The organism is Chelativorans sp. YIM 93263 (assembly GCF_028767125.1).
Lineage (GTDB): Bacteria > Pseudomonadota > Alphaproteobacteria > Rhizobiales > Rhizobiaceae > Chelativorans.
Genome location: NZ_JAKCWP010000002.1, coordinates 163,083 through 174,509 on the forward strand (window position 1 = coordinate 163,083; position 11,427 = coordinate 174,509).

General features: G+C 57.8%; 10 protein-coding genes. 6 read left to right on the forward strand and 4 right to left on the reverse strand.

The genetic code is table 11. The features are described from left to right. Window positions 1–19: 19 nt before the first annotated feature. Complete coding sequence (locus LY631_RS05025; protein WP_274424037.1) at window positions 20–442, reverse strand: DUF6163 family protein; 423 nt, start codon at window positions 440–442, stop codon at window positions 20–22. Then, on the reverse strand, window positions 439–1,482 hold the full coding sequence (locus tag LY631_RS05030) for an enoyl-CoA hydratase/isomerase family protein (protein ID WP_274424038.1): 1,044 nt from the start codon (window positions 1,480–1,482) through the stop codon (window positions 439–441). Before LY631_RS05030 ends, LY631_RS05025 begins: the two co-directional genes overlap by 4 nt. A gap of 163 nt (window positions 1,483–1,645) precedes the next feature. Between LY631_RS05030 and hemB the strand changes: the two genes are divergently transcribed. The 5 genes from hemB (at window position 1,646) to LY631_RS05055 (ending at window position 7,092) form a co-directional block, all read left to right on the forward strand. Beyond that, complete coding sequence (gene hemB, locus LY631_RS05035; protein WP_274424039.1) at window positions 1,646–2,677, forward strand: porphobilinogen synthase; 1,032 nt, start codon at window positions 1,646–1,648, stop codon at window positions 2,675–2,677. A 71-nt stretch (window positions 2,678–2,748) separates the two neighbouring features. Next, window positions 2,749–3,216: an RDD family protein gene (locus LY631_RS05040; protein ID WP_274424040.1), complete on the forward strand. Its 468-nt coding sequence runs from the start codon at window positions 2,749–2,751 to the stop codon at window positions 3,214–3,216. Between the two features lie 162 nt (window positions 3,217–3,378). Continuing rightward, entirely contained in the window at window positions 3,379–5,205 is a 1,827-nt protein-coding gene (locus LY631_RS05045; RefSeq protein WP_274424041.1) for an SLC13 family permease, read from the forward strand. Window positions 5,206–5,275: 70 nt separating this feature from the next. Then, window positions 5,276–6,022, forward strand: coding sequence for an arginyltransferase (locus LY631_RS05050; protein ID WP_274424042.1), 747 nt, complete (start codon window positions 5,276–5,278; stop codon window positions 6,020–6,022). A 170-nt stretch (window positions 6,023–6,192) separates the two neighbouring features. Further along, window positions 6,193–7,092 (forward strand): DMT family transporter, encoded by a 900-nt coding sequence (locus LY631_RS05055; RefSeq protein ID WP_274424043.1) that lies wholly within the window; start codon window positions 6,193–6,195, stop codon window positions 7,090–7,092. A 12-nt stretch (window positions 7,093–7,104) separates the two neighbouring features. Here LY631_RS05055 and parC read toward each other — a convergent pair whose 3' ends face one another. Next, window positions 7,105–9,360, reverse strand: coding sequence for a DNA topoisomerase IV subunit A (parC, locus tag LY631_RS05060; RefSeq protein WP_274424044.1), 2,256 nt, complete (start codon window positions 9,358–9,360; stop codon window positions 7,105–7,107). A gap of 202 nt (window positions 9,361–9,562) precedes the next feature. Between parC and LY631_RS05065 the strand changes: the two genes are divergently transcribed. Continuing rightward, window positions 9,563–10,756, forward strand: coding sequence for a hypothetical protein (locus LY631_RS05065; RefSeq protein WP_274424045.1), 1,194 nt, complete (start codon window positions 9,563–9,565; stop codon window positions 10,754–10,756). Window positions 10,757–10,767: 11 nt separating this feature from the next. Here LY631_RS05065 and LY631_RS05070 read toward each other — a convergent pair whose 3' ends face one another. Further along, window positions 10,768–11,424 (reverse strand): pyroglutamyl-peptidase I, encoded by a 657-nt coding sequence (locus LY631_RS05070; RefSeq protein WP_274424046.1) that lies wholly within the window; start codon window positions 11,422–11,424, stop codon window positions 10,768–10,770. Window positions 11,425–11,427: the final 3 nt, after the last annotated feature.

Here is an 11,427-nt window from a genome sequence, read left to right on the forward strand (position 1 = left end):
AAAAAGCCGTTAACCCGGGTTAACGGCGGGAGTGCGCACCGCGCAGATAAAGGACGATGCGCAGCCCGGCATAACAGCCGATCATCAGCATTTGAAAACTTAGAAGCCAGACGCGATTCCCATATAGATCGGGAAAAGCGCCGTACATGACGATTTCCGTCCCCGCACATAGTATCCAGACCACAGGCCCCCACGAGGCAAGCATCCACAGCCCTACCGCTGCAAAAGGAAAAAGTACGGCAAGCGGAACGGCCGTCATCTGCCAGTAGATTGGCATGAGATCAAACCGCCAGGTCGATCCCTCGAAAAAACCGAGAAGCCTGATCCAGTACGCAACGCCCTCGACAATGCAGGCGAGCGCTACAGCGCGCAGGAACACCTCAAGCGTTTGCTCGAGAAGCGACGGCCTTGAGCGCAGGCTGGCCGCCATGTCGTCGGTCACAATTGTAGTTCCTCCTCACCAAGCTGAGCAAAGTAGGATTTGACAGTTGCAGGATCAATTTCCTTACGCAAGCCAGGCTCCCAAACGGGCGCTTGTGTCTTGTCGATGAGGGCTGCGCGTACGCCCTCGTAGAAATCATGCCCGTCCAGCATGCGGTTGGTGATCCGATATTCCATGCGCACGCAGTCGTCCATGGAAAGCGACGCTCCCCGGCGAACCTGCTCGAAGGTCACGTAGAGGCTGGTTGGTGAACGTTTCTCAATTATCTCCAACGTTTCCTCAGCAAATTCGTCACCTCGGCTTGCAGCCTCCTTGAGGCTTTCTATACAGGCGTCCAGTGTATCCCGTGAAAAATGGCGCTCGATATCCGACAGCTTAGCGTTCTCCTCGACCGCTTGGCCCGAGGCATTCCGCGTCAAACTGGAATCGGGATCGCCGGTCTCAACAAGTTCATCTAGTACGCCACCCAAATCGTCCGAGTCGACCATGTGTGTGCCGAGTCCCACCTGCATTGCCTCATCGTGCCCGATGCGATTGCCCGTCAATGCCAGGTACATTCCATAGTTGTTGGGGAGGCGCGAAAGCAGATAGCTACCGCCGATATCCGGGTAAAAGCCGATTCCGACCTCCGGCATCGCGAAAAGAGCCTTTTCCGTGAGCACTCGATGGGAGCCATGGAAGGACACTCCGACGCCCCCGCCCATCACGATGCCGTCGATCAGCGCTACAAACGGCTTGGGAAAACGTGCGATAGCGGCGTTCAGGCGGTACTCGTCTGCAAAAAAGCCAATCGGCCGCTCACCGGCACGAACGGCCTTGTAGACGGCCACGATGTCTCCGCCGGCGCAAAAGGCCCGGCCATTACCCTTTATAATGACCGACCGAACAGAGTCATCCCGCTCCCATTCAGACAACGTCCGGCTGATCGCTCGGATCATGTCGTGATTAAGGGCATTTAGCGTCGACGGACGGTTGAGCGTGATGATACCCACGTTACTACGCCGCTCGAAGAGAATCTCACCTTCACCCTTATCGTTCAATCGAACCTCCCTGAAACCTGCATCACAGGTGATTATGTGCGCCCTGTCCCCGCGTCAATGCGAGCTCTACGCTTTCCGCTTCTGGCCGAAGATATTACTCACCTGTTTGCATTTTCGCCGGAGCGCCATCGTGATAGAAAATCCAGAAACTGGAGTACCATCCGTGAATAAGCATAACGGCCTTAAACCTGGAAACACACGCACCGTCGATGAGATCACCAGCGGACGACGACTGCGCCGGATGCGAAAAGCCGCTTGGTCGCGCAGGTTGGTCCAGGAGAATCATCTGCGTGTCGACGATCTCATCTGGCCGATCTTTCTCATCGAAGGCGAAGGGCAGCAGGAGCCTGTGGAGGCAATGCCCGGGGTATCCCGCTATTCGGTGGATCTGGCGGTCAGGCAGGTGGAGCTTGCTGCTAAGCTCGGCATCCCCGCCATCGCCACTTTCCCCAATGTTGACGTGGCCAGTCGCGATGGACAAGGGACCGCCATTCTCGATCCGAACAATCTGATCAACCGGGCAACTCGCGCCTTTAAGGATGCCGTACCGGAGGTCGGCATTATCACCGATGTCGCACTGGATCCCTTCACCGATCACGGCCATGACGGCATTCTGCGGGATGGTGTTGTCATCAATGACGAAACGGTGAAGCAAATTGCCCATGCAGCGGTCCTTCAGGCTTCGGCGGGTGCCGACGTCATCGCTCCTTCGGATATGATGGATGGACGCGTAGGAGCGATTCGTGACGCGCTGGACAGCAACGGTTTTCAGGATGTCGCAATTTTATCCTACGCGACGAAATTCGCCTCTGCCTTTTACGGTCCGTATCGCGAGGCGATCGGAACAAGCGGCCTGCTGAAAGGCGACAAGAACACGTATTATATCTCAGCCGCGAACACGGACGAGGCCATGCGCGAAGTCGAGCAGGACCTCGAAGAAGGTGCCGATATGGTCATGATCAAACCTGGGCTGCCCTATCTTGATATCATCCGGCGCATCAAGGACGCCTTTGCCATGCCGACTTTCGCGTATCAGGTTTCGGGCGAGTACTCGATGATCAAGGCAGCGGAAGCAAATGGGTGGCTTGATGGGAAACAGGCGATGATGGAAAGTCTCCTTGCCTTCAAGCGCGCCGGCTGTGATGGCGTTTTCACCTATTTCGCCCCCGAAGTGGCAAAGCATCTGCGCAGTTGATGCACGTATTCGCTTGAATGTGTGGCTGAAATCACCATCTTCGCTGAGAAGCGAGCCAGCAGGTTGCAGAGATGACCGCAAAAACAATTGATATGCCGTCCCAGGGCGATCGCCTCGATGACACACGAACATTTCAAGGCGTGCGCACGCGCCGCGTTATCGCCTTTGTATTCGACTATATCATAATAGCCCTATTGCTTATCCCGGTTGCACTTTTCGTCTTCATTCTTGGTTTTCTGACGATCGGGATCGGCTGGCTTCTTTTCTGGATCCTCGGTCCTCTGACCGCCCTCCTTTACGTGGCGATAACGCTTGGTGGCCGCCATCAATCGACGCTCGGCATGCGGCTCATGGGAATCCAGTTAGAACGACTCGACGGTCGAAGCGTGGACCCGCTGCTGGCAATGCTTCATACTGTGCTGTTCTGGGCCGGAAATGCCCTTCTGACGCCGCTCGTTTTGGTTTTTGCGCTCTTCCTGCCATATAAGCGCACCCTCCACGACCTGCTGCTCGGTACGGTGGTTACACGCCTTCCCTGACGAAACGGAATGTTCCGGAGTTCCACCGTGGTGGTGCGGTGTTCCGCGCGTAACCCTGCGGAGAGCAAATCCATGCTTGCGGCTGCAGGTTCCAGCCGTATGCTCTGGCGCTTGCCTGCTGAGCGGGACAGGCCAAAGAAGAACTGACTGGCGGAACACTTGATGGCGGATTTCCATCTCTGGGTGACGTATGCGATCATCCTGGCAACGATCGCCGCGTATGCGAGTGACCGATTTGCGCTTGAACAGGTTGCCTTAGGCAGTCTCGCCGCGTTCTTGTTGTTGTTTAGTGTTTTCCCATACGACGGGGAGGACGGGTTTCACCCGGAAACGCTCCTGTCGGGCTTCGCCAATCCAGCGCTCGTCACAGTCTTGGCACTCCTGATCGTCGGACAGGGTCTGTTCGCAACCGATGCGATGGATAGACCTGCGCGAATCATCGCCCGCTCCGGCGGCCGATCCGTGAAATTGACCATTGTCATTTCGCTTGTAACCGCCGCAACGTTGAGCGCGGTGCTTAACAACACACCCGTGGTGGTCATCTTTATCCCGGTCCTTACCGCGATGGCCGCCCAGCGCGGCTTTGCCGTCTCGAAAGCGCTGATGCCGCTTTCATTTTTCACCATCCTCGGAGGCATGACGACAATCATCGGCTCCTCGACCAACCTGTTGGTCGCCGGGGTTGCCGCGGAGAACGGCATCGGGATCGGCTTCTTCGACATAACAGCGCCTGGCCTTATGCTTGCAAGCGTCGGCGCAATCTATGTCCTTGCTGTCATGCCGCGCATACTGCAGGAGGCGAGCAGTGAAACAGCATTTCGGCAGAATGTATCGGGCACCCAATTCATCGGTGAGATCCACCTCACTCCTGGCCATCCCTTTATAGGCATCGAGTCCAAGGCAGGCCTCTTTCCAGGGTTGGGGGATCTTATGCCGCGCCTCATCATCAGGCGCGGCATGCCTTTCAACCGCCCCTTCGAGGAGGTCACACTGTCCGAGGGCGACCGGCTGGTCGTCACGGCAACGCGCAGAGCTTTTATGAAAGCTCTGTCGAAAGGCGGAGTTGGTGTGATCTCCGGCGAGGACAATGAACAGCCGGCACAAACCGGAGATTCGTCACAGCCGCTTGGACCTGACTACCACATAGCAGAGGCTGTCATTGCTCCGGGCTCACGCCATGCCGGCCGCACGATCCGTAATGCCGGTATCGACACGACGCACGGGGTCCACATGCTCGGTGTACAAAGAAAACACCGCATGGGACGTACGCCGCTTTCGGAGATCCGGCTGGAACCCGGCGACACTATACTGATCGGCGGAACGGATCACGCAATTCAGGAATTGCGCGAAAGTCACGACCTCCTGGTGCTCGAGTGGTCGGCCGAGCCCGTTCCGCAACGGCGCAAGGCAGGCATTGCCATCGGAATTTTCGCTTTCATCGTCGTAACGGCCGCACTCGATCTCCTGCCAATCGCTGCGACTTCGGTGGCCGGCGCCTTCGCGATGATCGTGACGGGATGCTTGACGCTCCAACAGGCTTCGCGTGCGTTCGACCGTCAGATTTTCCTGCTGGTAGGCGCTTCGATTGCCGCAGCAATTGCGCTTGAGCGCACCGGTGGCGCCCAATTTCTGGCCAACAGTACCGTCAGCCTCCTGGATGGACAAAGCCCGGCGCTTATCATGTCTGTCTTTTTCGCTGTCGTTGCGATTCTGACCAATCTGCTGTCCAACAACGCGACCGCCGTTCTCTTCACCCCCATTGCGATCAACATAGCCGATCAGGTCGGCGCCCCACGAGAAGCTTTCATCGCGGCCACGATCTTTGCCGCCAACGCATCCTTTGCCACACCAATCGGTTACCAGACGAATCTCCTGGTTATGGGACCGGGGCACTATTCATTCCGGGATTTCATCAAGGCCGGCACCCCACTCGTAGCAATTATCTGGTTGACCTTTTCCATACTAGGGCCATGGTACTATGGTTTTTAGATGCATCGATGACCTGCAAAAGGTCACCGGGTAAGTGGCAACCAACCGGCAAGAGCAACGTTCGTCTGTCATGACGCAGCAGCCGACCCAATCTCCACAATTTTTCCTGACCGCGCCTTCGCCATGTCCTTATCTTGAGGGGCAGTATGAGCGAAAGGTGTTCACTCACCTGGTTGGAGACAAGGCGACAGAACTCAATGAATTGTTGACGCAAGGTGGATTTCGCCGTTCGCAGAACATTGCCTACCGGCCCGCCTGTGAAAGCTGTCGGGCCTGCGTGTCGGTGCGGATACTGGCACAGGAGTTCCAACCGACGAAAAACATGAAGCGCGTCTTGAGGTGCAATTCCGACCTCATCGGAACGACATATGAAGCGGAGCCTTCCTCCGAGCAGTATTCGCTATTCCGAACCTACCTGGATGCGCGGCACCGCCGCGGCGGGATGTCAGACATGACAGTATTGGACTACGCGATGATGGTGGAAGACACCCACGTAGACACCAAGATTATTGAATATCGCCGTAGGGGCCCGGACTCATTCGTTACCGGTCAAGGCGAAGGCGAGTTGCTTGCTGTTGCGCTGACTGATCAGATGAGCGACGGCCTTTCCATGGTCTATTCCTTCTATGATCCCGCATTGCAGGATCGGTCCCTTGGGACCTTTGTTATCCTGGATCACATACGCCGGGCCAACGCAGCCGGCCTGCCATATGTTTATCTCGGATATTGGGTGAACGGCGCGCGAAAAATGGCCTACAAAATGCGCTTCAAGCCTCAGGAGCAACTCGGACCCAACGGCTGGGAACGCGTCGAGTAACCGGAGATGCCACCCAGCCGGACAGCCCGGCAAAACGCATGCGAGCGTGATACAAGGCGCGGTCTATCGCTGGACAATTCAACCAGTTCTATCATCTATAGGTCTTCACCTCCGAGGGCGCGCGACCTGCCCGGAACGATCCCGACTCTGCAAACCGGACCAGCCGCAGAATGGCCGACAGTGACAACTACTCCAGAGGGCTTCTGCTGACCGCCATCGGAGGCATGGCGCTCACCATCGACATCCCGCTGATTCGGCTGGCACAGGGTGACCATTGGCCCATTCTGATGGTGCGAAGTGCGCTTACGGTTATCGCCGGCGTTACCATATGGCTGGTCTGGCGCGCATTTTCCCGCAATGTACCGCCGCTGATCCCGGGCTGGAGCGGTCTGGCGGTTGCCAGCCTTTATGCCATTTCGGCAATCACTTTCATGACGGCGGTTTACAACACCACCACCGCCAATCTGGTTTTCATTCTAGCTTTCACATCCATGTTCGCCGCCTTGCTGTCCTGGTTCGTTCTGAAGGAGCGCCCAAGGCCGGCAACACTGATGGCGATGGGGATCATGTTTGTCGGCATCCTGATCATCGTGGGCGACAGCATCGGCCGGGGCAATCTTCTCGGTGACTTAGCCGCGTTATCATCGGCGTTCACCATAGCGCTCGCCATTACGATTACGCGCCGCAGCGGACGTGACATGGGCTTCACCGCCCTGGTCGCCGTTTTCATACCCTTTCTGCTCGCTACCTATATGACGGCGCAGACCGGATACCGTATCGACGCACCGTGGTGGATCGCCCTCAATGGCGGGCTGGTGATCCCCCTCGCCTTCTTTTGCCTCGCAAACGGCCCCAAATACCTGCCGGGCCCAGAAGTCGCGATGTTCTACCTGCTGGAGACGGTATTGGCACCACTTTGGGTATGGCTGATCTTCAACGAGGTTCCCACCACCGCCAGCCTAATCGGCGGCGCAATCCTCGTCACCACGCTCATCGTGCACTCGCTCTGGCAGCTTCATCTCGGTCGCCGCCGCCGGCGTGCAGTGGGAACAATCCGACATCCGGTCTGATATTTCAGTCCGTCAGCCGAATTTTCCGGTCCGCGGAAAGCCCTTCGGCGCCATTCGTCCGGCAGTTGCCCGGTTCCCCAGCCACTCGATGAGTTCCTCTCGGCTGCGTGTGAAGACGCGATCTGCCGAATCCCGCCACGTGAGGCCATCGGCCATAGTGAAGGTCTTGATATCGCCGAGTCCGCCATCCTTAAAGCGCTGCAGGCGCACACCCTTGCCGCGTGCCATCTCCGGCACATCGTTCAACGGAAAGACGAGCAATTTTCTATTTTCTCCCACGACAGCGACATGGTCGCCGGTCACCGGTACGCAATGCCGGGCCTCGTCGGGTGCCTTGACGTTCATCACCTGCTTGCCCTTACGGGTGTTCGCAATCACATCTTTCTCCGCCACGACAAAGCCATTCCCGCCGTGAGAAGCGAGCAGGAGGCGGCGCTCTGCCTCGTGCACAAAGGCGGTGACGATGCCCTGGTCGCTCTCGATATCGACCATGATTCGCACAGGCTCGCCGTGTCCGCGCCCGCCGGGCAGCCGGTCAGCCCCCACAGTGTAGAACTTGCCACCCGTGGTGAAGAGCAGGACTTTATCCGTCGTCTGCGCATGAAAGGCGATCTTGAGGCTGTCGCCCTCCTTGAATGAAAGAGAATTGAAATCGGACAAATGCCCTTTCATTGCGCGCAGCCAGCCCTTTTCTGAAAGAACAATGGTGACCGGCTCGCGTTCAATCATCGCTTGCTGGACGTCTTCCAGATCATGCTCCGACGCCTCGCCGAAGGTGGTGCGCCGGCGGCCGAGCGCCGGATTTTTCTCCGGGTCGAAAGTCTGGCGCACTTTCGCCACTTCCCAACGCACCGTTTTCCACTGACGGTCTTCCGAAGCAAGAAGCGCCTCGATCTGCTTCTTCTCGTCGGAAAGCTTCTCGAACTCCTTGCGGATTTCGAATTCTTCCAGCTTACGCAGCGCGCGCAGCCGCATATTGAGAATTGCCTCGGCCTGATTGTCCGTCAGCTCGAAGCGCTCCATCATTACCGGCTTCGGTTCATCCTCCTCCCGGATAATTCGGATCACCTCGTCGATATTGAGGTAGGCAATCAGATACCCGGCAAGAATCTCCAGTCTCTTCTCGATCGCCGCCAGACGGTGGCGGGAGCGGCGAAGGAGCACCTCACGACGGTGGTCAAGCCACTCACGAAGCACTTGTTTGAGCGAAAGGACACCCGGCACCTTTCCCCGCGACAACACATTCATGTTGAGGGGGAAGCGGGTTTCCAGATCCGTCAATCGGAAAAGCGACTCCATCAAAAGCTCGGGCTCGACGGTACGGCTCTTCGGAACCAGAACGACGCGAATATCCTCGGCGCTTTCGTCCCGTATATCCTCCAGCAATGGCAGCTTGCGAGCAAGAATTAGCTCGGCGATCTTCTCGATCAGACGGGACTTCTGCAAACCATAGGGAATCTCAGTGACAACCGCCTGCCACATGCCGCGCCCCAGATCTTCCTTCTCCCAGCGGGCGCGCAGGCGAAAGCCGCCACGGCCCGTCTCATACGCTTCGCGGATGGAGTCCGCGTCCTCCACGATCTCGCCGCCTGTAGGAAAATCGGGGCCCTTGACGAACTCCAGTAGCTTCGAGACCGTAACCTCGTGGTCATCAATCAGTGCGAGCGCTGCATCACATATTTCTGCAGCGTTGTGCGGCGGAATGGATGTCGCCATCCCTACTGCTATGCCGCTGGAGCCGTTACATAATAAGTTCGGAAAAGCGCCCGGAAGAACGATCGGCTCTTCGTCTTCTTCGTTGTATGTCACGCGGAAATCGACGGCATCTTCGTTAAGGCCGGTCAAAAGCTCGACCGCCACTTCCGTCATTCGCGCTTCCGTGTAGCGCATCGCTGCAGCGTTATCGCCGTCGATGTTGCCGAAATTGCCTTGCCCGTCGACCAGCGGGTAACGAACGGAAAATGGCTGTGCCAGACGCACCAGCGCATCATAGATCGACTGATCGCCATGAGGGTGGAATTTACCCATGACGTCGCCGACGATGCGCGCGCACTTCGCAAAGCCTTGATCCGGGTTAAGGCGCAACAGCCGCATCGTGTGCATAATGCGGCGGTGCACCGGCTTCAGCCCGTCACGCACATCCGGCAGAGCTCGGTGCATGATGGTCGAAAGTGCGTAGGCGAGATAGCGCTCTTCGAGCGCCTTTTTCAGATCGACTGGTCCAGCGGAGTCTCCTCCGCTATCGGGCGGCAACAAATCTTTTCCCATGGCTTGGAGTTATCGAACGCGGTGATTCGCGGCAAGTGGCGTATGGACGCAAATCCCCATGAAGCAAAGGGAAACCCCACTTTCATCCATTTATTATATTCGCGATGGCAAATTGACAGCGTGCGAAGTGCCCGGCATCTTCGCCGGAACTTCTATGAACCGCCCGAATTGAGACGCACCAACGCCAATAAAGGAATCCCGCATGGACCTGCACCGCTTCCGACACACCTCTTTTTTCGCCGCCGGTATCGCAGCCGCCGCAGCCGCAACTCCAGCCCTTGCGATCGAAGCGGAAGAGGCGGGGAACCGCTTGAAAGCTGTACTGGAACAGCAGGATGTCGAGCTTAGCTATGGCGACGCACGCCTGGAAGGAAATGATGTCATTCTTGATGACGTTACTGCCCGAAACACGGAACTAGAGGGCAGCATCTCCATCGACCAGCTCGTTCTGCAAGACGTCACCGAAGAACCGGACGGAAGTTACCGCGTCGGCACGGTTGAGGTTGAGAGCTTCGAAACGCCGATGGGAGAAATGAACCTGTCGCTCATCGATTACCGTGCGACCGGATTGGTCCTGCCGGAAGATCTTGCGACGGATCCCTTCGGCGGCGTCATGCGCTACGACCGAATGGAAGTTGCTCGGATTGACGTTGAAGGTCAGGAGGGGCCGGTCGCATCGCTCACCAATGTCTACGCCGACATCAACATAACAGACGACAACACGATGGAGACGACGGGCGCCGTCGAGAACTACTCCTTCAATCTCCAAGGCATGTTTGACGACGCGGACACCGCAGCCATGCTTTCCGAAATGGGCTACGGAGAATTGAGCGGAAACGCGCTGATGGAGGGATCCTGGCGTCCCTCCGACGGTCGTATGACCCTGTCCCGCTACGAAGCGGTCGTGGAGGATGCAGGCACGCTGCTCCTCGCTCTAGATTTCGCGGGCTATACGCCGGAGTTTGCACGCACGTTGGAGGAAACGACTCGCAACCGCGAAGAAGGCGCAAGCGGCAACGACAATTCCATGCAAGGCATGGCGATGCTCGGACTCGTCCAGCAACTCACCTTCCACAGCGCGTCGATCCGCTTCAATGATGACGGGCTTACCGAAAAAGCTCTGGATGAGGTTGCCAGCAGGAGAAACACCACCACGGATGATATCATTACGCAAAGCACTACCGCCCTGCAGCAGCAGATCGCCAGCTTCGCCGGAAATGATCTTGCCGAAACCGTGAGCCAGGCAGTCGGCACCTTCCTGGAAAATCCGCAGCATTTCGAAATCAGCGCGCAGCCCGAAAACCCCGTCCCCTTTGCCATGCTGATGGGAGCGGCCATGGGTTCACCCGACATGCTGGTTCAGCAGCTCGGCTTGACGGTTACGGCCAACCAATAGCCCTCGAAGATCTATGGCCCGCTCTGCCCGGAGCGGGCCATCCAATTGCGGCAACAGGTCTCGATAACCGCAAGGGCGCCGCGTTCGAGCATATCGCCCGTGAACGTTTCATCCCGCAACGGTGGGACATGGATAAACCCCGCCATCGCCGGGGCAAACCCACCGCACAAATGCCCCTGTGAAAGGAAAAACAGGTAGTTGCACAGATAGCCGCCGGCATCATCCGACCAGTAGACTGGCAGGCCGTTTGCGGAAAGTGTCTCGGCAATAGCTTTCAGCGGCAATGTGGAAACGAGATCCCCTGCCCCCTCACGAATCGGCCCACCCCCGCCTTTCTCGCCCCTGATGTCCGGCTTCTCCGCGCGGATCTCGTTGCGCGCCAGCCGCTCCAGCGTGAAGCCTCGTGCCCTGTCGCTCAGACCGAAATGAATCGCGATATCGGGCGAAAAATCCCGCCCCAGCACCGACAACCGCTCGGGAACCGCCGCGTACTCCACCGGCAGCACCTCAAGCGCCAGATCGCAAACGCTCGGCGATACGGGGGATCGCACAGCAAAAGCGTTTACCAAAGCTTCTGACGGATTCTCTGGCGCGCCGGGAAAAGGCCCAAAACCTGTCACGAGAACGCGCGGGCGGCGGGCGTTTGCATTCTCCGCCCGAGCCGTCATGGC

Excerpts from the sequence above, each read along its gene's own strand:
- LY631_RS05040 (WP_274424040.1), top strand. The coding sequence starts at position 2,749 with ATGACCGCAAAAACAATTGATATGCCGTCCCAGGGCGATCGCCTCGAT.
- LY631_RS05045 (WP_274424041.1), top strand. The coding sequence starts at position 3,379 with ATGGCGGATTTCCATCTCTGGGTGACGTATGCGATCATCCTGGCAACG.
- LY631_RS05050 (WP_274424042.1), top strand. The coding sequence starts at position 5,276 with ATGACGCAGCAGCCGACCCAATCTCCACAATTTTTCCTGACCGCGCCT.
- LY631_RS05055 (WP_274424043.1), top strand. The coding sequence starts at position 6,193 with ATGGCCGACAGTGACAACTACTCCAGAGGGCTTCTGCTGACCGCCATC.
- parC (WP_274424044.1), bottom strand. The coding sequence starts at position 9,360 with ATGGGAAAAGATTTGTTGCCGCCCGATAGCGGAGGAGACTCCGCTGGA.
- LY631_RS05065 (WP_274424045.1), top strand. The coding sequence starts at position 9,563 with ATGGACCTGCACCGCTTCCGACACACCTCTTTTTTCGCCGCCGGTATC.
- LY631_RS05070 (WP_274424046.1), bottom strand. The coding sequence starts at position 11,424 with ATGACGGCTCGGGCGGAGAATGCAAACGCCCGCCGCCCGCGCGTTCTC.